This is a genomic window from Leclercia adecarboxylata (assembly GCF_006171285.1).
In the GTDB taxonomy this organism is placed as follows: domain Bacteria; phylum Pseudomonadota; class Gammaproteobacteria; order Enterobacterales; family Enterobacteriaceae; genus Enterobacter; species Enterobacter barmai.
The window spans coordinates 3,022,061-3,048,713 of sequence record NZ_CP040889.1 but is presented as its reverse complement, the minus strand read 5'-3'; the positions used below and the strand labels follow the sequence as shown (position 1 = coordinate 3,048,713).

23 protein-coding genes, 1 tRNA gene and 2 pseudogenes are annotated in these 26,653 nt (G+C 49.6%); 15 read left to right on the top strand and 11 right to left on the bottom strand.

Annotated elements, in window-relative coordinates:
• Nucleotides 1–2: 2 nt before the first annotated feature.
• Complete coding sequence (locus FHN83_RS16315; RefSeq protein WP_139564386.1) at nt 3–587, top strand: flavodoxin; 585 nt, start codon at nt 3–5, stop codon at nt 585–587.
• Between the two features lie 23 nt (nt 588–610).
• Complete coding sequence (locus FHN83_RS16310) at nt 611–1,675, top strand: alpha/beta hydrolase (protein WP_139564385.1); 1,065 nt, start codon at nt 611–613, stop codon at nt 1,673–1,675.
• Nucleotides 1,676–1,788: 113 nt separating this feature from the next.
• On the opposite strand, the gene FHN83_RS16305 is transcribed toward FHN83_RS16310, so the two are convergent.
• Nucleotides 1,789–2,841 (bottom strand): LacI family DNA-binding transcriptional regulator, encoded by a 1,053-nt coding sequence (locus tag FHN83_RS16305; RefSeq protein ID WP_139564384.1) that lies wholly within the window; start codon nt 2,839–2,841, stop codon nt 1,789–1,791.
• Between the two features lie 221 nt (nt 2,842–3,062).
• Between FHN83_RS16305 and FHN83_RS16300 the strand changes: the two genes are divergently transcribed.
• From FHN83_RS16300 to FHN83_RS16260, 9 genes are all read left to right on the top strand, one after another.
• The gene (locus tag FHN83_RS16300; RefSeq protein WP_039032109.1) at nt 3,063–3,506 is read left to right on the top strand and encodes a PTS sugar transporter subunit IIA; all 444 of its coding nucleotides are present in this window, start codon (nt 3,063–3,065) and stop codon (nt 3,504–3,506) included.
• Nucleotides 3,507–3,513: 7 nt separating this feature from the next.
• The gene (locus FHN83_RS16295) at nt 3,514–3,780 is read left to right on the top strand and encodes a PTS sugar transporter subunit IIB (RefSeq protein ID WP_039032108.1); all 267 of its coding nucleotides are present in this window, start codon (nt 3,514–3,516) and stop codon (nt 3,778–3,780) included.
• Between the two features lie 31 nt (nt 3,781–3,811).
• On the top strand, nt 3,812–5,074 hold the full coding sequence (locus FHN83_RS16290; protein ID WP_139564383.1) for a PTS ascorbate transporter subunit IIC: 1,263 nt from the start codon (nt 3,812–3,814) through the stop codon (nt 5,072–5,074).
• A 22-nt stretch (nt 5,075–5,096) separates the two neighbouring features.
• Nucleotides 5,097–5,774 carry a D-allulose 6-phosphate 3-epimerase gene (gene alsE, locus FHN83_RS16285; RefSeq protein ID WP_039032106.1) on the top strand — a complete coding sequence of 226 codons (678 nt, stop codon included), beginning with the start codon at nt 5,097–5,099 and terminating at the stop codon, nt 5,772–5,774.
• A gap of 182 nt (nt 5,775–5,956) precedes the next feature.
• Entirely contained in the window at nt 5,957–6,427 is a 471-nt protein-coding gene (locus FHN83_RS16280) for a PTS sugar transporter subunit IIA (protein ID WP_139565446.1), read from the top strand.
• A gap of 49 nt (nt 6,428–6,476) precedes the next feature.
• Entirely contained in the window at nt 6,477–6,788 is a 312-nt protein-coding gene (locus FHN83_RS16275) for a PTS fructose transporter subunit IIB (protein WP_039032104.1), read from the top strand.
• 43 nt (nt 6,789–6,831) lie between these two features.
• A complete protein-coding gene (locus FHN83_RS16270; RefSeq protein ID WP_039032103.1) occupies nt 6,832–7,938 on the top strand; it encodes a PTS fructose transporter subunit IIC in 1,107 nt (368 codons plus the stop codon).
• A 228-nt stretch (nt 7,939–8,166) separates the two neighbouring features.
• Nucleotides 8,167–9,018 carry an aldo/keto reductase gene (locus FHN83_RS16265; protein WP_139564382.1) on the top strand — a complete coding sequence of 284 codons (852 nt, stop codon included), beginning with the start codon at nt 8,167–8,169 and terminating at the stop codon, nt 9,016–9,018.
• A gap of 26 nt (nt 9,019–9,044) precedes the next feature.
• On the top strand, nt 9,045–10,034 hold the full coding sequence (locus FHN83_RS16260; RefSeq protein WP_139564381.1) for an aldo/keto reductase: 990 nt from the start codon (nt 9,045–9,047) through the stop codon (nt 10,032–10,034).
• Between the two features lie 34 nt (nt 10,035–10,068).
• Here FHN83_RS16260 and FHN83_RS16255 read toward each other — a convergent pair whose 3' ends face one another.
• Nucleotides 10,069–10,962 carry a LysR family transcriptional regulator gene (locus FHN83_RS16255; protein ID WP_139564380.1) on the bottom strand — a complete coding sequence of 298 codons (894 nt, stop codon included), beginning with the start codon at nt 10,960–10,962 and terminating at the stop codon, nt 10,069–10,071.
• Between the two features lie 148 nt (nt 10,963–11,110).
• Here FHN83_RS16255 and FHN83_RS16250 point away from each other — a divergent pair, with 148 nt between their 5' ends.
• Entirely contained in the window at nt 11,111–11,884 is a 774-nt protein-coding gene (locus FHN83_RS16250) for an SDR family oxidoreductase (RefSeq protein WP_139564379.1), read from the top strand.
• Between the two features lie 141 nt (nt 11,885–12,025).
• The gene (locus FHN83_RS16245; protein WP_139564378.1) at nt 12,026–12,277 is read left to right on the top strand and encodes a DUF1471 domain-containing protein; all 252 of its coding nucleotides are present in this window, start codon (nt 12,026–12,028) and stop codon (nt 12,275–12,277) included.
• A gap of 557 nt (nt 12,278–12,834) precedes the next feature.
• Here the strand turns inward: FHN83_RS16245 and FHN83_RS16235 are convergent.
• From FHN83_RS16235 to FHN83_RS16215, 5 genes and pseudogenes are all read right to left on the bottom strand, one after another.
• Nucleotides 12,835–14,799 (bottom strand): DUF3732 domain-containing protein, encoded by a 1,965-nt coding sequence (locus tag FHN83_RS16235; RefSeq protein ID WP_139564377.1) that lies wholly within the window; start codon nt 14,797–14,799, stop codon nt 12,835–12,837.
• Nucleotides 14,799–15,308: pseudogene (locus FHN83_RS28615) on the bottom strand (three component ABC system middle component). Before FHN83_RS28615 ends, FHN83_RS16235 begins: the two are co-directional and overlap by 1 nt.
• Nucleotides 15,308–16,480 (bottom strand): ABC-three component system protein, encoded by a 1,173-nt coding sequence (locus FHN83_RS16225; protein WP_139564375.1) that lies wholly within the window; start codon nt 16,478–16,480, stop codon nt 15,308–15,310. Before FHN83_RS16225 ends, FHN83_RS28615 begins: the two are co-directional and overlap by 1 nt.
• 241 nt (nt 16,481–16,721) lie before the next feature.
• Complete coding sequence (locus FHN83_RS16220; protein ID WP_139564374.1) at nt 16,722–17,942, bottom strand: tyrosine-type recombinase/integrase; 1,221 nt, start codon at nt 17,940–17,942, stop codon at nt 16,722–16,724.
• Between the two features lie 163 nt (nt 17,943–18,105).
• Nucleotides 18,106–18,181: transfer RNA gene (locus FHN83_RS16215), tRNA-Thr, on the bottom strand.
• 307 nt (nt 18,182–18,488) lie between these two features.
• On the opposite strand from FHN83_RS16215, the gene FHN83_RS16210 reads away from it, so the two are divergent.
• Nucleotides 18,489–21,122, top strand: coding sequence for an EAL domain-containing protein (locus tag FHN83_RS16210; RefSeq protein WP_327062091.1), 2,634 nt, complete (start codon nt 18,489–18,491; stop codon nt 21,120–21,122).
• A gap of 34 nt (nt 21,123–21,156) precedes the next feature.
• Here the strand turns inward: FHN83_RS16210 and proA are convergent, their stop codons facing one another.
• Complete coding sequence (gene proA, locus FHN83_RS16205) at nt 21,157–22,410, bottom strand: glutamate-5-semialdehyde dehydrogenase (RefSeq protein ID WP_139564373.1); 1,254 nt, start codon at nt 22,408–22,410, stop codon at nt 21,157–21,159.
• Between the two features lie 10 nt (nt 22,411–22,420).
• Nucleotides 22,421–23,524 (bottom strand): glutamate 5-kinase, encoded by a 1,104-nt coding sequence (gene proB / locus FHN83_RS16200; RefSeq protein WP_039032096.1) that lies wholly within the window; start codon nt 23,522–23,524, stop codon nt 22,421–22,423.
• A gap of 303 nt (nt 23,525–23,827) precedes the next feature.
• On the opposite strand from proB, the pseudogene phoE reads away from it, so the two are divergent.
• Nucleotides 23,828–24,879, top strand: a pseudogene (gene phoE / locus FHN83_RS16195) (phosphoporin PhoE).
• A 66-nt stretch (nt 24,880–24,945) separates the two neighbouring features.
• Here the strand turns inward: phoE and crl are convergent.
• Nucleotides 24,946–25,347, bottom strand: a complete 402-nt coding sequence (gene crl, locus FHN83_RS16190; RefSeq protein WP_039032094.1) for a sigma factor-binding protein Crl — start codon at nt 25,345–25,347, stop codon at nt 24,946–24,948.
• A 57-nt stretch (nt 25,348–25,404) separates the two neighbouring features.
• Complete coding sequence (gene frsA, locus FHN83_RS16185; protein WP_039032093.1) at nt 25,405–26,649, bottom strand: esterase FrsA; 1,245 nt, start codon at nt 26,647–26,649, stop codon at nt 25,405–25,407.
• Nucleotides 26,650–26,653 lie beyond the last annotated feature (4 nt).

The window sequence follows — 26,653 nt, the reverse complement described above, 5'->3', positions numbered from 1 at the left end:
TTATGGAGCATGATCCCAACCGCAGAATGTTAATCACCGCACTTGCCGGGCTGACGCTGGCGAACGTTTCTTTTGCCTCAGCTGCGACCGGAACCGCAAACGTGCAGGGTAAAAGCCGTGTTCTGGTGGCGTACTTTTCCCGCAGCGGAAATACACGGGTGATTGCGGGCGTCATTCACCGCAGCCTGAATACCGATCTGTTTGAAATCGAACCGGCTACGCCTTATCCGGAAGACTATTTTCAGACCGTTGAACAGGCGAAAAAAGAGCGTGAGCGGGGAGTCAAACCGGCATTAAAAAATAGCGTTGCAGATATCTCACGCTACGAGACCCTGTATTTAGGCTTTCCGATCTGGGGGACCAGCGTGCCGCCTGTCGTGCAAGCATTTCTCAGCAGCCACAACCTTGCGGGCAAATTACTCATCCCCTTCATTACTCACGGTGGCTACGGTAAAGGAGACAGCGACGACATCCTTACCCGTCTTGCCCCAACGGCGCGTCGGGAAAAACCGCTGGTTATTGAATGCGACCAGGAGCGACGAACCACTGAAACGGTAACTAATTGGTTAGAGACGATACGCAGCTGATTAATTAATAAGAGGAAATACCCTTGAAGACAATGTTAAAAACGCTGGCCATCTGCATGATGGCGGGTGGCCTGGTGGCTCAGTCGGTCTATGCCGAGCCGCTGGTCATTCAGGAACAAGGAAGCTTTTCTGCTGGTGGCGCTATTATCACCGCACCAGGAACATTTGACGCGAAAAAGCCGCTGGACTCAGCTGGCCAAACTTACCATGGCGATCATGCCTCTGTGTTCTACCAAATCCCGGAGAATCCGCATAAATACCCTATCGTCATGATGCACGGCGCGGGTCAGTTCTCCCGCACCTGGGAAAGCACCCCGGATGGTCGCGAAGGGTTCCAGAACATCTTCCTGCGTCGCGGGTTCTCAACTTATCTTGTCGATCAGCCGCGTCGGGGCAGCGCCGGACGTACGACGGTAGAAGGTACTGTTACGCCTAAACCGGATGAACAAATGTGGTTCAACCAGTTCCGCGTTGGCGTGTGGCCAGAGTATTTTAAGGGCGTTCAGTTCTCTCACGACAAAGAAGCACTGAATCAGTATTTCCGTCAGATGACCCCAAACACCGGGCCGTTTGATATCAATGTCATCTCTGATGCAATGTCCGCCGTCGTGGATAAATCCGGCCCCGCTATCCTCTTCACTCACTCTCAGGGTGGCGGACCAGGCTGGTACACGGCGATGAAAAATGACAAGGTCAAAGCCATTGTCGCCTTTGAGCCTGGCAGCAGCTTTGTCTTCCCGGAAAAAGAACTCCCAGCCCCTATGCCAAGCGCGTTCGACACGCTTAAGGGTGAGCCAGTGCCGATGGAGCAGTTTATGGCTCTGACCAAAATCCCGATTCTGATTATTTACGGCGATAACATACCGGATAAACCTGTCGCCATGCCCGCGCAGGACAGCTGGCGCGTACGTCTGGCGATGGCTCGCGAGTGGCGTGATGTGGTGAACAAGCATGGGGGGGATGTGACGGTGACGCATCTGCCTGAAGTAGGGATAAAAGGTAATACCCACTTCCCGTTCTCTGATTTAAATAATGTGCAGATTGCTGATTTGGTTAGTCAATTTTTGAAGGAAAAAGATCTGCAGTAGGGCAAGATGTTATCAACAGAGAGAATCAGCCCGACACTCTCATGCCGACGCCCGGTGACCAACAGTTATCCTGCCGTATCTGGCGGGATAACAAATCAGTAATGTTAATCGCCCTATTGTTTTCTTGTGCTGGCACGAACTTGTAAAGTTGAAGGTAATTCAATGACTTTATCTGTCGATTTATCCGCCAGCAGATCCAGCAACGTTTTTCCTGCCACAGTTCCCGTTTCACTCCAGGGGAATTCGACCGCAGTCAGAGCCGGGGAGCAAACCGCTGCAAGGGTCCCTCCACTCAAACTTGCCAATGCCAGCGCGTCGGGCACTTTTTGCCCCGCACCGTTGCAGGCCATAATGCAGCCGCAGGCAATTTCATCAGATGTACAAATCAGGGCATCCAGCTCAGGCCAGGTGATACGAATATCGCCCAGCAGGTTCAAACCGGTTGTAATACCCGCTGGCAGGTGAGAAGTAACCACGCGATGCGGGGAGTTGTTAACCGAGAGCATAGCGCTGTTCCAACCGCTCAGTACCTGGCGAAACATAATGTTATTGGAGGCAGTACAAAGCAGACCGATATTTTTGTATCCGGCCTGTACCAGCGACGTGACCAGTTTTTTGATGGCTGCAGCGTAGTCAACGCCAATGCTGACCCAGCTTGCGTCGCGATTGATGGCACCAATCTCCACCACCGGCACGCCAGTGTTACTTATCATTTGCGAGCAACTGCTGATGTTATCAATATTGAACTGGACAATCGCCGCCGGGTTGTAGGCGAGCATTTGCGCAAACGCATTCTCTTCACTCTGCCCCCCCTGGCCGGACTCGATAAACATCATGCTGTAGCCCTGGGTCCCGAGCACGGTCTGCAGCGTTTCGGAGACGGCAAGAAAGCCCGGGGAGGAAAAAGAGGGAACCACGCCCATCACCAGGCTGGAGTCAGCAGAGGCAAGGCTACGGGCCTGCAGGTTTGGCACATAGCCCAACTCGCTCACCGCCGCTTCAATACGGGTGCGCAGTTCAGGATTCACTTTTTCAGGCATACGTAACGCGCGCGACACGGTCATCGTGCTAACGCCGACCAGTTTAGCAACTTCAGCGAGCGTGATTTTACCGGTGTTTTTTCTGCGTTTTTCTCTCCCGCTATCGTCCGCTTCTAAGGTCTGCACTGATGTCCTCCTCTCGCCTGAATGGGCAGCCATTGTAATTGATGTTTAGCGTTTTGCGCATTGCACAACTGAAAAGTAATGATAAGTTTGATTAGCAAAGTTAGCGGTAACAATAATTTTAACATTCATCCATGTTAGCGCTAACTTTGAGAGAATGATCACGGTAAGCCACGAAAACATTCCACTATAGTAGTCCCACTTTCAACGCTATCGGGGTATTTATGATTACGAGATGGTTACCTGCAGAAAATATCCAGATTGTAGATTCAGTTAGCGACTGGAAACAGGCCATTACATTATCGGCTCAACCCTTATTGGCGAAAGAGACGATCACTGAAGACTATATTCAAGCCATTTTTAACAGCCACCGGGAACTTGGTCCTTATTATGTTCTGGCACCTGGCCTGGCGATGCCTCATGCTCGCCCGGAACAAGGAGCAATTAAAAACGGGCTATCGCTTTTACATATTAAACAAGGCGTTTCTTTTGCCGCAGAAGAGAATGACCCTATTTACGTTGTGATTATGTTATGTGCGCTTTCGGGAGATGAGCACATCAATATGATTACAGCCCTGGCGGACATTTTTAGCGATGATGAACGACTCTCAGCACTGCTGAAGGCATCATCAATGGAATCAATTCAGACCGTTATCAACGGGCAGTGAGGTAGAGATGAAAAAAGTTCTGATTGTTTGCGGTAACGGTTTAGGCAGCAGTTTTATCGTTGAAATGAACGTAAAAAAAATAATTAAAGAGCTGAATAAAGAAGCCGAGGTTTCCCATACCGATCTGACGTCAGCAAAAAGCGAAACGGCCGATATTATTCTTAGCGCCAGAGATATTGCTGAACATTTGTCAAACCATTCTGCACAGGTATTTGGTTTATCTAATCTGCTGGATAACAATAAAATCAAAGAAATTCTTTCCGAAAATCTCTGATTAATTATTTGCGGCCTTACGGAGTCATTCTATGCTGCAGTTTATTATTCATGATGTGTTGGGTACACCAGCAATACTGGTCGGTCTGTTTTCCCTGATCGGCTTATTATTGCAGAAAAAAGCCATTTCCGAAGTTATTTCCGGAACCCTCAAAACCATTATGGGTTTTGTGATATTAACATCCGGGGCGGCGATTGTCGCCACGACGTTAACAACCTTTAGCCAACTGTTTGAGCATTCCTTCCATATTCAGGGGGTGGTACCCAATACCGACGCCATGGCAGCGCTGGCGCAGAAAAACTACGGCACCGCGACGGCAATGATCATGGTGCTGGGGATGTTGTTTAACATCGTCCTTGCCCGTATCACGCCGCTGAAGTACATCTTCCTGACGGGGCACCACACGCTCTATATGTCGGCAATGCTGGCTGTCATCCTCTCTGTCGGCGGTCTGTCGCCGTTTTGGGTGGTACTGGTAGGGGCGGTGATCCTCGGCATCATGATGGTGGTCTCTCCGGCTATTCTGCAGCCGTTCACACGCAAAATTACTGGTACTGATGACCTGGCGCTGGGCCACTTTGGTTCAACCGGCTATCTGCTGTCGGCGCTGGTGGGGAAAGCGATCGGTAAAGGCAGTCCGTCGATTGAAGAGCTGAAGGTCCCGAAATCGCTGAACTTCCTGCGTGACTCCTCCGTCGCCATTTCGCTGACAATGATGATCCTGTTCGTGATTCTGGTCCTGATAGCAGGCAAAGAGTTCGTTGAAACCAGCATCAGCGGCGGTCAGAACTTTATCATCTTCGCCATTATTCAGTCGCTGACCTTCGCGGCAGGCGTGTGGATCATCCTCGCGGGTGTGCGCATGATTATTGCCGAAATTGTTCCGGCCTTTAAAGGCATCGCCGACAAGCTGGTGAAAGATGCCAAACCGGCGCTCGACTGCCCTACCGTCTTTCCATTCGCCCCGAACGCGGTGATCGTCGGATTTCTGTCAAGCTTTGCAGCCGGTCTGGTGAGCATGTTCCTGTGTCCACTCTTTGGCTTAAGCGTCATCGTTCCCGGCCTGGTGCCGCACTTCTTCTGCGGCGCGACGGCGGGCGTTTACGGCAACATCTGCGGCGGTCGGCGCGGCGCGGTGGTGGGTGCATTCGCTCACGGTCTGCTGATTTCATTTTTGCCTGCGATTTTGCTGCCTCTGATGGGCGACCTTGGCTTTGCATCCACCACCTTTGGCGATGCAGACTTCGGCGTTGTTGGCATCATTCTTGGGCATGTCGTGTCACTGTTTAACTAATTAACTCTTCTGGAGGTGAGGTATGGCAGCTAAATTTTCGCCCTCGTTAATGTGTATGGATTTAACGCAGTTCAGAGAACAAATTACAGCAATGAATGGTCGGGCTGATTTTTATCACGTTGATATTATGGACGGTAGCTATGTCAAGAATATTACGCTATCACCGTTCTTTATCGAAAACCTGAAGAAAATTACCGATGTGCCAATTGATGTGCATCTGATGGTGAATCACCCGGAAGATATTATTCCAATGTGTATTGATGCAGGGGCAGATATTATCAGCTTCCATCCGGAGACGGCGAATAACAAAATCTTCCGTCTGCTGAACCAGATTAAAGATGCTGGTCGCCGCTGTGGCGTGGTTTTGAACCCGGCTACTCCAGCGGATGCTATTAAAGAGTACGCGCACCTGCTGGATAAAGTAACCGTCATGTCGGTTGATCCAGGCTATGCGGGGCAGAAATTTATTCCAGAATCACTCAACAAAATCAAACAACTGATTGCGATGCGCGAAGCGCATGGTTACCACTACCTGACGGAAATTGACGGCTCCTGCAACGAGAAGACCTTTAATGTCATCTCCCAGTCCGGCGTCGACGTCTTTATTGTGGGAACATCGGGCCTGTTCTCGCTGGCGGATAATGTCAGCGATGCCTGGGATAAAATGGTCGATATCTACCAGCGCGAAGTCGCTGCCTGAAAATTGCAGCGCGCTCAGCCGTATTGAGCCATCGCGCAGGACCAAGAGTCTATTTAACCGGTCTGTCTCTTTGCCCTCGCGCCTGATTTTTACGGTTGAGAGTGCTGTACCTCATTTATTATCAAGGTGAAATCTATGCACTTTGATAATTAACCCTGACTTTATTTTAACGAAGGTCGATGATGGATATTTCTCATGTACTTAATGTAAAAAACATCAAATTAAATATGGCGGCAAAAACGAAAGAAGAGGCCATTGAAGAATTAACGGATCTCCTGGTGCAGGATGGCGCCGTCATTAATAAAGCTGATTTTTTGAAAGATGTCTGGCTTCGTGAAGAACTGGATTCAACCGGGTTTGAAAATCATATTGCAATCCCGCACGGCAAATCTTCCGGCGTAGCGCGGACGGCACTGGCAATCGGACGAACCCAACATGATATTCCCTGGGAAACCATGGATGGCAGTGATGTCCGATGCATTATTTTATTTGCGGTGTGCTTAGTCGATCAGAATGCGACCCATATTCGGCTGCTGGCTCATGTTTCTGGCTCGCTGGCGGATGAAGAGATTATTGATAAATTACTGCAAGAGAATGACCCTCAGAGAATTATTGATCTTTTAAATGCTGAAAGCGAAGGTGCTGGCGTTTAAAAAATGGGTTGTGTAACTGCTTACCATTAAATAAATCAAGGTGAAAGAGATGAATATTGTCGGAATTACCGCCTGTACCGTAGGGATTGCGCATACCTATATTGCCCAAAAGAAAATTGAAACTGCAGCAAAAAAAGCGGGTCACAATGTCAAAATTGAAACGCAAGGAACTATTGGTATCGAGAACGCTTTAACCGCTGAAGAAATTGCCCAGGCCGATATTGTGCTGCTCGCCGCTGATGTTCAGGTATCTGGAGAAGAACGGTTCGCCGGAAAGAGAATAGTAAAAGTTCCAACGGAAATGGCTGTGAAATCTCCCAACAAGCTTATTGAAAAGCTCGGTGAATTAGTGAATTCATAACTTTTACCTGTGCGTATCCTCTATAAATTAAAGGGCGTAATTTATGAATATAAAAGAAATATGGAAAGCAGCGAATCCTAAAGGTCATCTGCTAACTGCTATCTCGTTCTTAATTCCCATAGTGTGTGGCGCTGGATTTATTATTGCTATCGGTATGGGTCTTGGGGGTACGGTTCAGGACGCTTTAGTACCCGGTGAGTTTGATCTGTGGCAGGCCCTGGCAACCATGGGAGCCAAGGCGCTCGGACTATTACCCGTCGTGATTGCCATCGGTATTTCTGGCTCGATTGCAGGCAAGCCCGGCATTGCACCCGGTTTTGTCGTAGGTCTGGCTGCTAACGCCATTGGTGCAGGTTTTATCGGAGGCATGATCGGGGGCTACATTTCAGGCTATATCGCCCTTGCTATCATTAAAAATATGAAGGTCCCGGACTGGGCCCGGGGCTTAATGCCGACACTGATTGTGCCCTTTTTTGCATCGATTCTCAGTGCGTTAATCATGGTCTATATCATCGGTACGCCGATTGGTATTTTTACCGATGCGCTGACATCTTTCCTGAGAAGTATGGGGACTTCATCTAATTTACTCTTAGGTGCTGTTATTGGAGCGCTATGTATCATTGACTTTGGCGGGCCGATCAATAAAACGTGCTTTGCATTCGTTTTAACGCTTCAGGCGCAAGGTATAAATGAGCCCATTACGGCTCTGCAGTTAGTTAACACTGCAACACCTATCGGTTTCGGGCTTGCATTCTTTATCGCCAAACTTCTTCGCAAAAACATCTACAATAACGAAGAGATCGAAATGTTAAAATCGGCGGTTCCTATGGGGGTAGTCAATATTGTTGAAGGATCTATACCCATAGTGATGAATGACATCGTTCGCGGTATTGCGGCTGCTGCAATTGGTGGTGCCTGTGGCGGTGCCATCACCATGGTATATGGCGCAGATGCAACCGTCCCTTTTGGCGGCGTTTTAATGATTCCAACAATGTCACACCCAATGGCGGGTATTATGGCATTACTGGTTAATATATTGGTCACAGCGACTGTCTATGCAGTTATCAAAAAAGATGTTCCTCGGGATGTTGTCATAAACAATGATCATGAAGAGGAGGATATTAACCTGGATGACATCAAAATAAGCTAAGTATATACGTCACCACAAATAACCAGCTGAGTAAATTATGGGCTTATTTAAGGGATGCAGATAAATATCTGCATCCCTTACGAAAAGAATAGAGCCTTTTGATGATACCCAGAACCAGTACCATTTGATTAATGAACACATCTAATAAACCCTAGCTAATTACCCCATCTAATCGAATAAATCAGTTTGCGTTATGATTTTCCAACACAAGAGCTGAAGGATAACGTCATGCAAACTGTAAAACTGAACAACGGTATTGAAATGCCCCTGCTGGGCTTTGGTGTCTTCCAGATGACGGATGCTGCTGAATGCGAAAGAGCCGTTCTTGATGCCATCGATACGGGATACCGCCTGATCGATACCGCCGCGTCTTACCAGAATGAAACCCAGGTCGGGAATGCACTGAAACAGACCAGTATCGCCCGTAACGAGCTCTTTGTGACGACCAAACTCTGGCTACAGGATACGAATTACGAAGGCGCTAAAGCCCAGTTCGAACGCTCCCTGAATCGACTGCAACTTGATTACGTTGACCTGTACCTGATTCACCAGCCTTATGGCGATGTCCATGGGGCCTGGCGCGCCATGGAAGAACTGCAACAGGCAGGCAAAATTCGCGCCATTGGCGTCAGCAATTTCCATCCTGACCGACTGGCCGACCTTATCGCCTTCAACAAAGTTGCCCCTGCGGTGAACCAGATTGAAGTTAACCCCTTCAACCAGCAGCTACATGCCGTTCCATGGAATCAAAGCCATGGCATTCAACCGGAAGCCTGGGCACCGTTTGCTGAGGGTAAAAATGGCCTGTTCCAGCATCCCGTGTTAACGGCGATTGGCCAGAAGTACGGCAAAAGCGTGGGTCAGGTTGTGCTGCGTTGGATCTTCCAGCGAGGCATCATTTCACTGGCGAAATCGGTGCGCAAAGAACGCATGGAAGAGAACATCAACATTCTCGATTTTGAACTCAGCTCTGAAGATATGCTGCAGATTTCCGCCCTCGACACCGCAACCAGCGCCTTCTTCTCTCACCGCGACCCGGCGATGGTGGAATGGCTGACTGGCCGCAAACTTGATGTTTAAGTCGCGATAAAAGAGGTATTCATTCAATGCAAAAACGTTATCTGGGTAAATCCGGACTCGAAGTCTCCGCGCTTGGGCTCGGTTGCATGGGCTTAAGCCACGGCTACGGCCCGGCGACCGATACTCGTCAGGCTATCGAGCTCATTCGCGCAGCGGTTGAACGTGGCGTCACCTTCTTCGATACCGCTGAAGTGTATGGCCCCTTCCTCAATGAAGAAGTTGTCGGCGAAGCCTTAAAACCGTTTCGTGACCGTGTGGTCATTGCCACTAAGTTTGGTTTTACTTTTGGCGACGACAACAAGCAGCAGATTTTAAACAGCCGTCCGGAGCATATCCGTGAAGCTGTGGAAGGATCATTACGCCGTCTTAAGACTGATGTCATTGACCTGCTGTATCAACACCGTGTCGATCCGGATGTCCCGATTGAAGATGTTGCGGGTACGGTAAAAGACCTGATAGCTGAAGGCAAAGTTAAACATTTCGGTCTGTCCGAAGCGGGTGCGCAAACCATTCGTCGTGCGCATGCCGTACAGCCTGTCACGGCCCTACAAAGCGAATACTCCATGTGGTGGCGCGAGCCTGAGCGGGAGATCCTGCCGTTGCTGGAAGAACTGGGCATTGGTTTTGTGCCCTTCAGCCCATTAGGCAAGGGCTTCCTGACGGGCTCGATTAAGCCAGGAACCACTTTTGGGAAGGATGATTACAGAAGCCAAGTGCCGCGTTTCGCAGAGCAGGCGATTGAAGCCAATGAAAAGCTGGTCTCATTGCTGGGTGAACTGGCGGCAGAGAAAGGTGTGACGTCTGCACAAATCGCGCTGGCGTGGCTGCTGGCACAAAAGCCGTGGATTGTTCCTATCCCTGGTACCACGAAACTGCACCGGCTGGAGGAAAACCTTGGGGCCACCGACATCATCCTTTCTCAGGATGACTCGCGACAGATAACCCAGGCGCTTGAAACGATTAAAGTCGTCGGCGAACGTTACTCTCCTGAGCACCAGGCTCGCACAGGACGTTAATACCCGGACGGGTCCGCTGAGACTGGCGGACCCGTTATTCATGGTAGCGAAGCGCATCGATCATCAGCGCAAATGCGGGCGGATGCTGCTTACGGCTCGGGTAGTAAAGATAATATCCGGGGAAAGATGGGCACCAGTCCTGCAAAACCTGAATAAGCTCTCCCGACTTTATATAATCCTGCACCCTGTCTTCAGGTATGCAGGCGAGGCCAAAACCCGATAACGCCGCATCAATCCTTTCCGCCTGCAGATTAAACGTTAGCTGCCCTTCCACTCTGACCCGTAATGGTTTCCCATCCTTCTCAAACTCCCAGTGGTAAAGCCCACCGGCTGTTGGCAGGCGCATATTGATACACCGATGATTTTGTAGCTCGTGCGGCGTTTCAGGTGCAGGATTTGCAGCGAAATAAGACGGCGCTCCTACCACGGCCATTCTCATGTCCGGCCCAATTCTTACCGCAATCATGTCCTTATCCACGCTTTCGCCCAGGCGGATCCCGGCGTCAAAACGCCCCTCAACAATATCGACAAAGCCGTTATCAACCACCAGTTCAACATTGATTTCCGGATATTCCCTGAGGAAGGGTTTTAGCTTCGGCCATACCAGACTTCGTGCGGCATGCTCCCCGGCAGATAAACGGATATTGCCGGAGGCAGTGCCGTTCAGTTGAACAAGCGATTCAAGCTCCTGCTCCAGATCGGCAATACGAGGTTCAAGACAGGCAATAATTCTCTCACCGGCCTCTGTAGGGGCAACGCTTCGGGTCGTGCGGGTCAAAAGGCGGATATTCAGCCTTTCCTCCAGGGCCTTCATCGCGTGGCTGAGTGCAGACTGAGAAACGCCCAGTTTACCCGCTGCTTTGGTAAAACTTCGTTCCCTCGCCACTACAAGAAAGATTTGCAGTTCATTGAAGTTTTCTTTAAGCATCGGCGATTTCCTTATGGAGGCATTCCCTTCATCGCACACTCATGAAGGGTGTTCATAGACACAATCATTTTAGCCCTATTACTGACAATAATGATAATTGATATTCTGACCCTATCGAAAATAAGTCCGAATTATCAGAAGATTTATCATGAAAATACTCATAGCAGGCGCGACAGGAAGTATTGGTCTTCATGTCGTGAATAGCGCTATTGAAATGGGCCATCAGCCCGTCGCGCTGGTCAGAAATAAACGCAAAATAAAATTACTTCCTCGTGGAACGGATGTTTTTTACGGCGATGTATCACTACCTGAAACACTCACCGAATTGCCGAAAGATATTGATGCCATCATTTTCACGCTCGGTTCTGATGGTCAGGGTCGTATTGGTGCCAGAGCGATCGACTACGGCGGAGTGCGTAATATTTTACGAATTTTCAAGGATACACCTGTTCATATCAGCCTGATGACCACGATTGGCGTGACTGAACGACTCAGTACCTGGAATCAACGTACTGAGGTTCATGACTGGAAAAGACGTGCCGAGCGTCTGGTCAGGGCCAGTGGTCATCCCTATACCATCGTCCGGCCCGGCTGGTTTGATTACAACAATGATGATGAACACCGAATCGTTATGCTTCAGGGAGATCGTCGCCATGCGGGAACACCAGAAGATGGTGTGATATCCCGGGAGCAAATCGCCCGGGTTCTGGTCAGTGCCCTGACCAACGAAGAGGCAAAAAATAAAACCTTCGAGCTGGTAGCTGAACGAGGTGAAGCACAGCAGGATCTTACCCCATTATTTGCAGATCTGCTGGCTGATGATCCACAAAAAATTGATGGGGTTCTGGACATAGACAATATGCTTCTGCGTGAAGAACCTGAGTGCATTATTAACGAGCTGAATTTGTATTCAAAAAATTAACCAATCTACAACGCTGACAATTTTGTCATAAAGCGGTCAGCATCATGACAGCTTAGGTCTGTATATTTGAATACACAGACGGAGAAAGTTACTCCTGATACAAGTCCTGTTTTAAACATATTTTTAAATGAGGCCCTAGCTATGAAAACATTATTTATTACTACATTGGTCATGGGATTCATTTCAGTGAATGCCGCGTCTGCCGCTCAGGAAATTAACCATGCAGATGGGAAAGAAAAAATGGGTGTAGTCTCAGCCAGCAATGCCTATACGCTTGATGAATTATCGAATACGCTTTCCCGTAAAGCTGATGAGCAAGGGGCAACGTCATTCAAAATCCTGTCGGCAACGGGGGATAACAGGCTACATGGGGTTGCTGAAATCTATAAGTAAATCATTAGCATCCCGAACAGGATGTTTCACAGCCCTCTTATAGTGAGCGTCGATTTATGTTCAGAACAGAATACATCATCGATGAGATAACTCAATGGATTGATTCAAACTTGCATAAACCGCTGAAGATAGAGGATGTTTTTGCGCAGCAGGATATTCCAGGTGGGATTTTCATGCGGATTAATAATTTGGTAAAATCAATACCACATTCTGAATAAAATAATTCCAGATAGCGAAAAAAGCACTAATTAGAATGGTTAAATTCATTATTATCATTGATTGTAAGAATGATTCCGAGTCCCAACTGAGAGAACATTAATGTTTTCCAATTATTATATCCCAGTAAAAAACTCACCCTCCCCCCCCAACATAAAAATAAAGGTCTTAAAGAATACAACACAAAAAAATTAAAAAATTAAAACTTCAAAAGATTTTAATTATCGATTTGGTTCAAATTAGTTTAACATTCTTTCCCTCACCTACCAGTGAGGGAAAGATATATTTACTAACATATATTTGAAACAAAAGAACAATACTACCATGGACAGTAAAAACAGTTAATCACGAGCAATCCAATCATATGGAATCAACGCTGCACCACGCCATTCCTCAACTAAATGGATGTTCTCCAGACTATTCCAAACTTCTTCATTAGCATGGTCCAGTACAATAAACTGGAATATACCTTCAGTTGAAGATATAAATTTATTTAAAACTTTAAATACTTTACGAACAGCAACAACATCCTCGTTTTGCCATTCTGGCTCATTATTTTCATTGTCTATAATTCCTGCTTGCCTTACAGGGAAATATACTTGACTTGGCTGATCATAAATGAGCAAACTTGGTACAGGATGCTGAGGATTTCTCGTAAACACCCATTGCAAAGCTAATGTTGTAGCAATATGGTAAGCCAACCAGTTTGCCCCACTACCAGTTTCCCAAAGATAATCATCTCGCTGCCCTCTACTAACTTTTACAGTTAAATCATTAATAATTAACCTGACAGGTGAGTCTGGCCACTCCCCATCTAGATGGGGTAACAATTTCCCAGTTGCTCGTTGAATTTTATCAAGCACTATATCAAGCTTACGTGAAATTTCTTTCTCCGATACTATTTTTAATAACTTATTCTGCTCTGATTGTAATTCTTTAATTTCACTTATCAATTTAGTTAACACATCTGTACTTTGATACAAGCGTAAAGCTTCTTCCAATCTACCAATAAAACGGGAGATCAATTCTCCTTGAGTATTATATTTTTTTACTTCTTCTGACTGTTTCTCTAGCGCTCGTATTTCTTGCCTGATAGACGTTAATTCTTTCGTAAACTCATTTAATTGTGAGCGAAGATGTAAAGTTTCTTTATCCAAAGAATGGTTAACCTGTGGATAGGAACGTAACTGCAATTCAATACCTTCAAGTGCGAGACAAAGCTGCCTAATTTTTTCTGAACTTCGTACCTCACTTAACGGCTCAATTATTTTAGCTTTAGCATATTGTTCACGAATCCATGTGGATAAACTAAGACGTTCTCTTTTTACTTCAAGAGCTTTTTTATACAAATCACTACTATCGTTAAGTCTCTCAATTTCTATAAGCTGGCTTCTAATCTTATTAATTTGTGCAATATTATTTGTTTCTCTATCTCTCAATTTCTTTAATTCAGTGATAACGTATTGTGTTGAGCTTAAAGAAGGTTGAGAAATTTGAATATCCTTTTTAAGGATTGACTTCAAAAGTTTTAAAGTTGCAGGCCACTCGTCAGGAATAGACTGTTCTACGGGTAAAAGCCCGTATTCAATAGCAAGTGACAACCAAATCCGACTTTCTCGTTGCCAGGCATCTCCTGAGGCTTTACGTGTTTTAAGTTCTGTTTCTTTACGACGTAATTGCCGAGTAACTCTATCTAATTCATGTCTTGCCTGAAGAACCAAGGGGCTAATAGCCCCCAATACATACGGAAATATAGTCTTAAGCTTTTCTCTATGCTCTGTAGTGTCTGCTTTAAAGAATAAAACATCTGGATTTGCTATTATATTTTGTGGCTGAAAAATAAATGCCATTAAGTCACGGAAACTTGGACGACTGCGAAAATTATCATGTCCAGTTGGTTCAAATGCTAAATCTGATAAACCTGCCAAACGATCCAAGATTCCTTTCACATGAGTCATTGTACTATTTTTCTGAGGAGCTAATGAAGGTATAATTATTCCATCACCTTCTTCTATATACATTTCACTAGTCCCTTGCTGATTACCAGGTTCTTTACGTGCCAGCAATTTGGGACCTTCAGCCGTATCAATCAGTATACCAAACCATGAACATGATTCTCGAATGACACCAACTGGAATGGCACACTTATCAGAACATAGACAATAATCAATAATAGGGATAACAGCCGACTTACCTGTTTTTGATGCACCGCTGATAATATTAACTTTTCCGGGTTCAAATTTTACAACCCGTGGTTGTTGATTTGTTTTAGGCCAAAGTATCAATTTTCTTATTTGGAAATACATCAGAAATCCACCATCAATGTTTTCGCAATTTGTTGATCCGAAACTTCAGAGAACCAAAAGGCTAATTTATCACAGCAAGCATGAATTTTTTTCAACTCGTCAGAGAGCAATGGTAAATCAACCTCTGAACCATCACATCTAACCCTTAATGTGGCTGTTTTAACGTCAATTTCTATTAATCCAGCGTCTTCAGCAACACTTAAAGATTCAAATGTAAGTGATCGCAACTGAAGCGTTCTTTCATGAATAGTAAATATTGCTTCCTTTTTTTTCTGTATTTTCCCTGCAAAGAGATGTATACCTGAGGCCTTTTAGGTGCTACAAATTAGTGTAACAGTAGCTTTATGTAAAATAAGCGGTAAAACAAGAAAACTGATAGTAATAGTTGGAGACTCCTTCTTGTATTGTTGATAATACCGACAAAATACCCATAAAAAAAAGGCTCCCAAAGCACTATTTTGTACTAAAGCTGCATCATTCAGCTCGGGCGTTCTCAGTTCGATTCTCACTATTCATCCTTATCGAGAAGCTCTATATAATTCGGATGCCATCCTAAACGGAGATCGTCAGCCAGAAGATTGAAACCTCCATTAGTAAAATATTCAGGGACTATCTTATTATCGAAGGATACTTTTGTAGCAGAACAATGGCTATAAATAACTTTCCCTCTGCTTATTTCAGACTTGTCGGAGTGGCAAACCTCAATATCATCGCATATTGCATCGTACTGTCTTAATAATGAATTATGCCATTCAGAAATATTTTGCTCAAAAATTAGTCCATTTTCGGCCCACATGGTTATGTTAGCGTCCGTCTTTAATAGGTCACTGACAGCCCTAAGCTGACGATCTTGACGAAGTTCTATCAGTTTTAGCTGTTTTATAAACGTGGGGGCCCGTTTGAGCAATGCTTCAGCATCAGAATTATTAATTTCTGTACTGAGTGGCTGAAGGTATCCAGGAATATTATTTTTCTGTACAAAATTTATAAACACCCTTCTAAATTCCTGCACGGATATAACTGCATTTTGTTTATTACGGATAAGCCCATCCGCTTTTTCTTTTGCCATTCCTATCGCATACCGGCAAGTTAGTTCAATTAGTTCTTCTGCAATTGTAGGTTTTAAACACTTACGAATTGAATCAAGCGGATCTATTCTGTCATTCTCTATAACTAAATTTGTAATTATTGCTTTTTGTTCTTCTGGTGTAGCATTAAGAAACCGAGAAATATATTTCATACATGCAGGTTCTGATTTTAATTTTTTCAGTTCACTCTGCAAAAAAAACATTAGTTTTTTAATATCGTCATCATTTTTGGAGTTATGAAATAGCGAACAAATTGTACCTATATTTTTTGCAGGTGTAACATAGTAGCGAAAACTTACTTTGCTAAGACATATATCATTTACTGTCACTATGTCGATCCAGTTAGAAATTGTCTTCCAGAAATCCTCCGACCAGTCTGATAAAGGGTTATGTGTTAAAGCACTTTTAGTCTGCTCCAATATAATCCGGCCATCAGGATAATGTACGGCTACGTCGTCAAGATACTCGAGCGATACACATGCATCATCAGAACAGTTGAGAAGATGGTAGCAGAGGCGAACAGGTTGAAGCGCAAATCCCAAATATTGGCCAGGCGCGCTGGACTTTGGTTGGGAGGATTTTCCTATACTCATTCGGCTTGCTACCTTGCAGTTCTGGTTCAGGATATAATCTGAACAACATGAAAATTATGGATAATTTTGAAGAAAGTATAAAAAATACGAAAGCATAATTCCATACTAAATCTAATGTTGAACGCGACATCGTGAAGAACATCACGACGAATCATATCTGCATATCATGCATTATGCGGTTTGCTTTATAGCTTCCTTAGCAACCGTCACATTGCAGAATGCTTAGAAGGAACAATCTAGCTCAATACCGCTCCTTTGTATTAGCCTGCAATTTAACGGCTACTTTTCTTTCAAACATACTTTCAATACATTCCCCGTACCACTGCATCATCTTCCTCCTTCCTTCCAGATACAACGCATGGTTGTACGTCCCACGAATCGCGTTCTTATCGACATGCGCAAGCTGGGTTTCAATCCACGCCGTATTGAACCCTTCCTCATGCAAAATCGTACTCATCGTGTGACGGAAACCATGCCCCGTTACCTTCCCCGTGTATCCAATCCGCTTAAACACCTGATTAATACTCGCTTCGCTCATCGTTTTGCGGGGATCATTCCTCCCAGGAAACACCAGAGGATATTGCCCAGACATCACTTTGAGCTGCTGTACGATCTCTAGTGCTTGGGTAGAGAGGGGGACAAGGTGAGGCCATTTCATCTTCATTCGGTCGGCAGGAATTTCCCACACCGCTTTCTCAAGGTCAAACTCACTCCAGAAAGCACCTCGAAGCTCGCCGGTGCGAACTCCCGTAAGGATCAGCAAACGTGCGGCAAGAACAACCAGCGGGCTGCCTGTATAACCAGAGAGAGCTTTAAAGAAATCAGGTAACTCCTCAACGGTAAGGAAGGGATAATGCTTCGATTCATGCCCTGACATCGCGCTGGTAAGATCCGCTGCAGGGTTATATTCCGCACGGCCGGTAACGATGGCGTAACGAAAAACTTCACTGCAACGCTGGCGAACCTTCTTGGCCTTCTCTGTCGCGCCACGGCTTTCCATTTGACGCAGCACATTAAGCAGAACCAGCGGTTTGATTTCATTCACCGGCTGCTGGCCGATATAGGGAAAAATATCTTTATTGAAAGCTTCGATAATGTCGGAGGCATAACCTTCTGACCATCGGCTTACCTTCGTTCCGTGCCATTCAAGCGCCACAGACTGGAACGTGTTGTTGAGCTGCACATCCCGAACCAGCTTTTCTTCTTTCTTAGCAAATGATGGATCGATACCCTCAGCCAGCTTTTTCTTGGCTTCATCACGCAGTGCCCTCGCTTGTGCAAGGGACACTGCCGGATAGACACCAAAAGCCATACGCTTCTCTTTTCCATTGAAGCGATATTTCATCCGCCAGTATCTGGAACCAGAAGGAACAACCTCAAGATACAAACCAGCTCCATCTGCCAGCTTATAGGCTTTCTCTCTGGGTTTAGCAGCATCTACCTGTCGCGCATTAAGCTTCATTGGGGGCATCTCCCTGAACCGAACACAGAATGCCCCCACTTATGCCCCCAACTGTAACTTGATTCTGGTTGAGTCCAGTTGATAACAGGAGATAAGATACGGGCTAGAGTCCGCAGTATACGGGCTTTGAGTTGATTTCGGTAGACCTGGGAAGAGTTTGAAATGGTGCCGATAATAGGAGTCGAACCTACGACCTTCGCATTACGAATGCGCTGCTCTACCAACTGAGCTATATCGGCTTTCAGGAGGGGTGCTTCGGTGTAAAAGGGTAAGAAAAAGCGCCCACCCCGTCAAGCCTTCGCCTTTTGGTTGTTGTTTTTTGCAGCACCATGAACAAAATCAACACAAACCGAAGGGTTACTGCCCTCTTTTGGCTTTTTCAACCGCTTCGCTGGCGACTATTTACCCACACTGCCTGCCCCCTCTCCCCGCATCTTTCCAGGATCGTCTATCTTCAGTTTTAACTTATTAAAATCAAGCCCCGCCAGAACAGGTCGATACTTACAGAGACCGGAACGAAGAAAAGCCTGAGAGAGTGGGTGAATAATGCATAAATTTTTTGTCTCCGATGACGTAGCCGGCACGGACCTTGAGCCGAAAAGAACCGCCAGCTTTATCAAACGCGCCCTGCTGGTGATGGTGTCTCTGCTGGCGATGCTGTTTATCATCGCCATCATCGCGTTGCTGACCATCGTGCGCAATATCAACGAAGACAGCGATAAGCACAGCGCCATGCTGCTGCAAAAGGCGATCTATAACCGTGTCGATACGCTCACGACCCACATCAAAGACTATGCCTGGTGGGGCGAGGCCTACCAGCATCTTCACCCCAGGGTGGACACTGACTGGGCCTATACCCGCCAGAATATGGGCGCTTCGCTGTGGCGCGATTTTGAGTACGAAGGGCTGTTCGTGCTCGACGGTAGCGGGCAGACTCGCTACAGCGTGATTAACGGCAAGCTGGTGGCGCACTCCCTGCAATCCTGGCTGGGTGACGATCCCTTGCCCGATCTGACGCAAAAAATAGATAAGCCTGACGCCATGCCAGTGGCGAGTACGGTGGTGATGAAGGATGGCCATCCGGCACTCGTGGCGGCAGCGCGCATCACCACGGGTGATGACTCAAGCATTAATGTTGCTCCTGGTTCCGCCTCGGTGCTGGTGTTTGTGGACGTGCTGGATGGGCGTAAGCTCACCGCGCTGGGTGAGGAGTACGGAATCGCCGAGACACGCGTGCAGCATAAGGGCGCGCCGAAGCTGGCAGGTCGCCGCGGGACGGCGACGCTCCCGGTTGATGGTCAGCAGGTCACTTTTGAGTGGAAAAGTGAGGATCCGGGGCGGGAGCTGATGCGCTATATCCTGCCGCTGCTGATCCTGCTCGCGCTCTGCACCGCTGTTCCCGGCGTGATACTGGGGCGCAACGCGCTGAAAAAGGCGCGTATGTATGACGAAAATACCTGGCTGCTGGCGCAGAACCGTCTGGCGCTGACCGCCAGCGAAAGACGTTTTCGTGACGTCGCCGAGGCCACCACGGACTGGATCTGGGAGACGGACACCGAACTGCGTTTCACCTGGCTTTCTGAGCGTTTTCCGGGGATCACGGGGCACAGTATCTCGTCCTGGATCGGCCGCCCACTCAGCGAGTTTATGGAGGCAGAAAACCAGTCGCTGGTGGAGTGGATCACCCTGCCCGGCCAGACGGGCCATCGCCGCCTGCTGCACTGCCGCTATCTGTCGGCGATGGGCCACCAGCGCTACTGCCACATTGCGATCAAACCCGTTGTCGCGCCGGAGGGGATCACCGGCTACCGCGGCACCGCCACGGATGTCACCCTCGAAGTCGAGGCCCAGGCGCGCGTGGAGTATCTCTCCCGACACGACGATCTCACCGGGCTGCCCAACCGGGTGCGCATGCGCGAGTTTCTGGAGGGCAAGCTGCGGGCGCAGCCTACGCAGGTACATCCGCTGGCGATGCTGAGTCTCGATCTCGATAAGTTTAAGCCGGTCAACGATCTGTTCGGCCACGGTGCCGGTGATAGCGTGCTGCATGAGGTCTCGGCCCGGTTACGGGCCTGCATCCGGGATTACGATCTGGTGGCGCGCCAGGGCGGGGACGAGTTTATTCTGATCATCTCCGACATTCACGACCGGCGCTACATTGAGACCCTGTGCGAACGCATCATCACCGAGCTGACGCGTCCTTTCCTGATCAACGGAAATGAGATCGTGATCGGGGCCAGCATCGGGATCGCCATGGCACCGCATGATGCCGTCGACGCGGGCGAGCTGCTGCGGTTCTCCGACATTGCGCTGTACCGGGCCAAAACCACCGGGCGTAACAGGTGGATGTTTTACACCCCGGAAATGGCAGAGCAGATAGTGCAGCGCCGGGAGATGGAAGAGAGCCTGCGCGAGGGCATCAAGAAAGAGCAGTTCAGTCTTGTCTACCAGCCGCGCTATGGCCACAACTCATCACGGATCATCGCCGTGGAGGCACTCATCCGCTGGCATCATCCCGAACTTGGTCTGATCATGCCGGATCAGTTTATCTCCCTCGCCGAAGAGACCGGGCTGATTATCCCGCTCAGCGACTGGGTGCTGAAAACTGCCTGCCGGGATGCGCAGCAGACGCTGCATGGCCTCTCGGTATCGGTGAACATCTCTGCGGTCGAGTTCCGATCCTGGCAGGTGGTGGATCGCATCAGGGAGGCGCTGCAGGAGTCGCAGCTGGATCCGGCCCGGCTGGAGATCGAAGTGACCGAGAATGCCACGCTGTGGAACCCGGAGAACAGCCTCGAAATCATGCTGGCGCTGAAGAAACTGGGCGTGAAGCTGCTGATGGACGATTTCGGCACCGGCTACTCCTCCCTGAGCTACCTGCGCAATTTCCCGTTCGATGGCATCAAGCTGGATAAATCCTTTATCGACGGCATGCCGGGGAGCGACAGCGCCAACACCATCGTCGAAAATATTATCGGCCTTGGCAAAGCGTTCTCGCTGAGCATTACCGCAGAAGGGGTGGAAACCGAAGAGCAGCTGCAAAAGCTGATGATGATGGAGTGCGATGAAACCCAGGGGTACTTAATCAGCAGGCCGCTTAGCCTGACGGCGCTGAAGGAGCAAATCGCCGCGCTGGACTCGGCGGCACAGGAACGGGCAAGCCAGAATAATCAGGGATAGCGCGGGCAACAGCAGTTGCTGCCCGCGCAAGGGATTACGCGCGAATAGTATCGTCGCCGAAGCCGATCCACTTGTAGGTGGTGAGCGCTTCAAGCCCCATCGGGCCGCGGGCGTGGAGCTTCTGGGTGCTTACCGCCACTTCGGCGCCCAGGCCAAACTGGCCGCCGTCGGTGAAGCGGGTAGAGGCGTTGACGTAAACCGCAGAAGAGTCCACTTCGTTGATAAAGCGATTCGCATTGCTCAGGGTGCGGGTGAGGATCGCATCGGAATGCTGGGTACCGTGTTCACGAATGTGCGCGATGGCGTCGTCGAGATCGGCAACCACCTTCACGTTCAGATCCAGCGACAGAAACTCGTCGTCGTACTGCTCCGCTTTCACCGCTTCAACCTTCGCCGGGCCGCTCTGCAGCTGTGTCAGCGCGTTGGCATCGGCATGCAGGGTGACGCCGCTTTCCGCCATCTGCTTGCTGAGCGCTGGCAGGAAGGTGTCGGCGATGTCCTGATGCACCAGCACCGTCTCCACCGAGTTACAGGCACTTGGACGCTGGATTTTGGCGTTGACGATGACCTTAAGGGCCGGGTCGACGTCGGCGGTGTCATCCACAAAGATATGGCATACGCCGATACCGCCGGTGATCACCGGGATCGTCGACTGCTCGCGGCACAGCTTGTGCAGGCCTGCGCCACCGCGCGGGATCAGCATGTCGATGTATTTGTCCATACGCAGCATTTCGTTGACCAGGGCACGATCCGGGTTTTCAATCGCCTGAATCGCAGCAGCCGGCAGGCCGCACTCTTCCAGCGCCTGCTGGATCACTTTTACCGTGGCGGCGTTGGTGCGCCAGGTCTCTTTCCCGCCGCGCAGGATGGCGGCGTTGCCGGTTTTCAGGCACAGCGAGGCAACATCTACGGTCACGTTGGGACGGGCTTCGTAGATCACGCCGATCACCCCCAGCGGCACGCGGCGACGTTCGATGCGCAGGCCGCTGTCCAGCAGTCCGCCGTCAATCACCTGCCCTACCGGATCGGCGAGGCTGCATACCTGACGCACGTCGTCGGCAATGCTTTTCAGGCGCGCGGGGTTTAATGCCAGACGATCGAGCAGCGCCTCGCTCAGGCCGTTGCGGCGGGCTTCCAGCAGATCCTGCTCGTTAGCGAGCAAAATCTCGTGGGACTGGGCTTCCAGATACTCTGCGATTTTTTCCAGCACGCGGTTTTTCTCGCGGCTGGAAAGGAGCGCCAGTTTGTACGAGGCGGCTTTGGCAGCGGCGCCCATTTGTTCCAGCATGTCCTGCTCCTTAACGGGTGATCATGTCGTCGCGATGGACAGCAACCGGGCCGTACTCATAGCCGAGAATGGCATCGATCTGCTGTGAATGGTGGCCTGCAATCCGGCGCAGCGCGTCGCTGTTGTAGCGGCAGACGCCGTGGGCAATGTCGCGCCCTTCCTGGTTACAGATTCGAATCACTTCACCACGGGAGAAGTTACCTGTCACGCTTTTAATTCCTTTTGGAAGCAATGAGCTGCCTCTTTCCAGAATCGCGGCGGTCGCGCCTTCATCCACAATAAGCTCGCCGGCCGGCGGCGCGCCGAAGATCCAGCGTTTACGGTTTTCCAGTGGGGTGGCTTCGGCATGGAAACGGGTGCCTACCGAAATGCCTTCCACCACGTCGCCAATCACGCCCGGACGGCTGCCTGCGGCAATAATGGTGTCGATCCCCGCCCGGCAGGCCACATCGGCCGCCTGCAGCTTGGTGCCCATACCGCCGGTGCCGAGGCCAGAGACGCTGTCGCCCGCAATGGCGCGCAGCGCGTCGTCGATGCCTTTCACATCGGTGATCAGCTCAGCCTGTGGGTTGGTGCGCGGGTCGGCGGTGAACAGACCCTGCTGATCGGTCAGCAGCAGCAGTTTATCCGCGCCAGCCAGAATGGCGGCCAGCGCTGAGAGGTTATCGTTGTCGCCAACTTTGATTTCTGCGGTAGCGACCGCATCGTTTTCGTTAATCACCGGAACAATGTTGTTATCCAGCAGCGCGCGCAGGGTGTCGCGGGCATTGAGGAAACGCTCCCGGTCTTCCATATCGGCGCGGGTCAGCAGCATCTGCCCGACGTGAATGCCATAGATAGAGAACAGCTGTTCCCAGAGCTGGATCAGGCGGCTTTGCCCTACCGCCGCCAGCAGCTGCTTGGAGGCGATGGTGGCGGGGAGTTCGGGGTAGCCCAGGTGCTCACGCCCGGCGGCGATCGCCCCGGAGGTGACAATCACAATACGATGCCCTGCGGCGTGCAACTGCGCGCACTGGCGCACAAGCTCAACAATGTGGGCGCGATTAAGGCGGCGCGATCCGCCTGTTAACACACTGGTACCGAGTTTTACCACCAGCGTCTGGCTGTCACTCATGATTCTCTGCCGTTCAAAATAGGGGAAATGATATCAATCAGACTTTTTATCAGGACTGGGGCCTGTTGCCAACCGCCTTAGCACTAAGGCCACCACTTTGTTGCGCGGGATCAGGAAGCGTAGCGGCAAACTTTGACACTTTTATTACTGAAACAGAAAAATACATTTATTTAAAATTATTCTGAGATTGTCATAAAACGTTCATTACAGAAAGTTAAAACCCTTCCTGTTTTTTCACGGAACATAAGCATCAGCTGACTGTTCAGCGAATATTAGCGCGTATATATAAAACCAGGATTGAAAATGAAAAAGAGTACTCTGGCATTAGTGGTAATGAGCGTTGTGGCAACTTCATCTGTACAGGCAGCCGAAGTATTTAATAAAAACGGCAATAAACTGGACGTGTACGGTAAAGTAAAAGCCATGCGTTATATCAGCGATGATGATGCTAAAGATGGTGACCAGACTTACGTGCGTTTCGGCTTTAAAGGCGAAACGCAGATCAACGAACAGCTGACCGGTTATGGCCGCTGGGAAGCAGAATTCTCCGGCAATAAAGCCGAAAGCGACGCAACGCAGAAAACCCGTCTGGCCTTCGCCGGTATTAAGCTGAAGGACTTTGGTTCAATCGATTACGGTCGTAACCTGGGCGCGCTGTATGACGTTGAAGCCTGGACCGATATGTTCCCGGAATTCGGCGGTGACTCTTCCGGGCAGACCGACAACTTCATGACCAAACGCGCCAGCGGTCTGGCAACCTACCGTAATACCGACTTCTTCGGCGCCATTGATGGCCTGGATCTGACCCTGCAATATCAGGGTAAAAACGAAGGGCGCGAAGCCAAAAAACAGAACGGCGACGGTTTCGGTACTGCACTGACCTATGATTTCGGCGGCAGCGATTTCGCTATCAGCGGCGCTTACACCAACTCTGACCGCACCAATGCCCAGAATCTGCTGGCACGCGGCGAAGGTGAAAAAGCTGAAGCCTGGGGCACCGGTCTGAAATATGACGCGAACAACGTTTACCTGGCAGCCATGTACACCGAAACGCGTAATATGACGCCAATCTCTGGTGGTTTCGCTAATAAAGCGCAAAACTTCGAAGCCGTTGCGCAATATCAATTTGACTTTGGTCTGCGTCCTCCCTGGGTTATGTCCAGTCTAAAGGTAAGGATATTGAAGGTATCGGTGATGAAGATATCGTGAAATATATCGACGTCGGCGCGACCTATTATTTCAACAAAAATATGTCGGCGTTTGTTGATTATAAAATCAACCAGATTGACGACGATAATAAACTGGGCGTGAGCAGCGATGATATCGTTGCGCTGGGTGTGACCTACCAGTTCTGATTTATGCAAATAAAAAAAACCCGGCTCGATGCCGGGTTTTTTATTGTCTGTTTTTCGCGCCAGACGTTATGCCGTTAATTTCACCGGCTCGTTGGTGAAATCATCAGCAGGCTCGAGTTTAAGATCGAACGTTGCCAGCAGCGCACGGGCTTTTTCATGGAATTCACGCAGGGTGTGCTCAAGGCGCTGGACCACTTCCGGATCCTTAATGGCCATCGCCTGCCAGTGACCCTCTTTATCGAACAGGCCAAACTGGTAGTTATAAGTGAAGCGTGACTCTTCGGCTTCCATTTCCATCCACCATCCCCAGAATTCGCGCTTCTCCGGCGCTGGCTTTACGTTAACGCACACGGCCAGGCAATCGAAAAAGAAACGATTCTCTTCGCACTGCTCTTCGCGGATGTAGGGGCCAAGAGCCATAAACTTCTTGATCATTCTACTTTTCGGATGTCCACTCGGTAACGTCATTGCGATCTCCTTTTGTGAAGCCACTGTTTTACCAAACCTCAAAAAATTAGCAATCTCTTAACTCAATCTCTGATGGATCCAGCGCGTGATCTGCTGCAAGGCTTTGTCAAAATTCTCATACACCGGGCTGAACGGCACCTCCAGCAGTTTGCCATCCACAGATGACGAGGTGATTAAGCGGGACTCCTCCTCCGGGCTGAACGGATCGTTTTTCCAGAAACCAGAGAGCATTGGCGTAGGGCAACGGCGGCCCAGCAGCCCCTGCATTTTCAGGGAGTAGCGATTGAGCTCCACGCGCAGCGCCTCGTCCGAGGCATCGTGCATACCCAGTCGGCTGGCCAGCACATCAAGATACATCTCCGGCACGCTGCCCTGACGGGCGGGTTCACTTAACAGGGCGTGAACCACCGGCCCCAGACAGGCCACCGCCTTCAGGCGTGATGATTCCAGATAGGCCAGACGAACGGCGACATTGGCGCCAAAGCGGAAGCCAAACGCCGCCACCCGGGTGTGATCCACCCACGGATTCTGTTCCAGCGCTTTCAGGGCATGCTGGTGGAGCAAGCTGGAATCCTGCGTCAGTTTCCATTTTGACGAGAAGCCAATCGATGGCATGTCGAGGGTCAGCATCGCCAGCCCTTTCGGCGCCAGGTAGCGCTCATACAGGCTGTAGTAATCGGTTTGCAGGGAGTCGAGGCCGCCGCACATCATCACCGTCGGGAAAGGGCCGTCGCCCGGGGGCATATGCAGGAAGCCGGTCACCGCCGGGCCGCCGGGGATGGTAAAGCTGATTTCGCGCATCCGGCCAGGCAGGTGCTGGGCCGCTTCCTGGTAGGCGCGGTTCGCCAGGGCCTGGGCCTGCTCCGCCAGTTCATCGCCTTTCAGGTGCGGGTATGCCGCGATGCTGTAGAGGTTACAGGCGTGCAGCCAGTGCTGGCCGCTAAGCAGAGGATCTTCCTCCTGGCTGGCCTTCTGCTGCCAGAGCATCGCCTGTTTTGCCCATTCGTAAATCCAGTTGCCGCCGCGATAGCCTACCACCGTATCGTACAGATCCTCGTCGGTACGTTCGGCCTGGCTCATGACGATACGCGCCTGCACGTCGAGAATTTCACGGGGATCGATGCCGCGCCAGATCCACATCAGACGGTTCACCATGCGGTACCAGTGCGGGATGTTTTTGCCATCCAGCGCCGATTGTACTGAGGGTTGTACGCCGCTGTTAAAACGACGAACCAGCGTCGAGGTTTCCGGGTGCTTGAATTTGGGCTTGAAGAGAATTTCGCTGAGATTCGCCTGGGACATTGCG

What these genes read in the sequence shown, in the direction of transcription:
- FHN83_RS16315 (WP_139564386.1), top strand. Translation starts at nt 3, where the DNA reads ATGGAGCATGATCCCAACCGCAGAATGTTAATCACCGCACTTGCCGGG.
- FHN83_RS16300 (WP_039032109.1), top strand. Translation starts at nt 3,063, where the DNA reads ATGATTACGAGATGGTTACCTGCAGAAAATATCCAGATTGTAGATTCA.
- FHN83_RS16295 (WP_039032108.1), top strand. Translation starts at nt 3,514, where the DNA reads ATGAAAAAAGTTCTGATTGTTTGCGGTAACGGTTTAGGCAGCAGTTTT.
- FHN83_RS16290 (WP_139564383.1), top strand. Translation starts at nt 3,812, where the DNA reads ATGCTGCAGTTTATTATTCATGATGTGTTGGGTACACCAGCAATACTG.
- alsE (WP_039032106.1), top strand. Translation starts at nt 5,097, where the DNA reads ATGGCAGCTAAATTTTCGCCCTCGTTAATGTGTATGGATTTAACGCAG.
- FHN83_RS16280 (WP_139565446.1), top strand. Translation starts at nt 5,957, where the DNA reads ATGGATATTTCTCATGTACTTAATGTAAAAAACATCAAATTAAATATG.
- FHN83_RS16275 (WP_039032104.1), top strand. Translation starts at nt 6,477, where the DNA reads ATGAATATTGTCGGAATTACCGCCTGTACCGTAGGGATTGCGCATACC.
- FHN83_RS16270 (WP_039032103.1), top strand. Translation starts at nt 6,832, where the DNA reads ATGAATATAAAAGAAATATGGAAAGCAGCGAATCCTAAAGGTCATCTG.
- FHN83_RS16265 (WP_139564382.1), top strand. Translation starts at nt 8,167, where the DNA reads ATGCAAACTGTAAAACTGAACAACGGTATTGAAATGCCCCTGCTGGGC.
- FHN83_RS16260 (WP_139564381.1), top strand. Translation starts at nt 9,045, where the DNA reads ATGCAAAAACGTTATCTGGGTAAATCCGGACTCGAAGTCTCCGCGCTT.
- FHN83_RS16255 (WP_139564380.1), bottom strand. Translation starts at nt 10,962, where the DNA reads ATGCTTAAAGAAAACTTCAATGAACTGCAAATCTTTCTTGTAGTGGCG.
- FHN83_RS16250 (WP_139564379.1), top strand. Translation starts at nt 11,111, where the DNA reads ATGAAAATACTCATAGCAGGCGCGACAGGAAGTATTGGTCTTCATGTC.
- FHN83_RS16245 (WP_139564378.1), top strand. Translation starts at nt 12,026, where the DNA reads ATGAAAACATTATTTATTACTACATTGGTCATGGGATTCATTTCAGTG.
- FHN83_RS16235 (WP_139564377.1), bottom strand. Translation starts at nt 14,799, where the DNA reads ATGTATTTCCAAATAAGAAAATTGATACTTTGGCCTAAAACAAATCAA.
- FHN83_RS16225 (WP_139564375.1), bottom strand. Translation starts at nt 16,480, where the DNA reads ATGAGTATAGGAAAATCCTCCCAACCAAAGTCCAGCGCGCCTGGCCAA.
- FHN83_RS16220 (WP_139564374.1), bottom strand. Translation starts at nt 17,942, where the DNA reads ATGAAGCTTAATGCGCGACAGGTAGATGCTGCTAAACCCAGAGAGAAA.
- FHN83_RS16210 (WP_327062091.1), top strand. Translation starts at nt 18,489, where the DNA reads ATGCATAAATTTTTTGTCTCCGATGACGTAGCCGGCACGGACCTTGAG.
- proA (WP_139564373.1), bottom strand. Translation starts at nt 22,410, where the DNA reads ATGCTGGAACAAATGGGCGCCGCTGCCAAAGCCGCCTCGTACAAACTG.
- proB (WP_039032096.1), bottom strand. Translation starts at nt 23,524, where the DNA reads ATGAGTGACAGCCAGACGCTGGTGGTAAAACTCGGTACCAGTGTGTTA.
- crl (WP_039032094.1), bottom strand. Translation starts at nt 25,347, where the DNA reads ATGACGTTACCGAGTGGACATCCGAAAAGTAGAATGATCAAGAAGTTT.
- frsA (WP_039032093.1), bottom strand. Translation starts at nt 26,649, where the DNA reads ATGTCCCAGGCGAATCTCAGCGAAATTCTCTTCAAGCCCAAATTCAAG.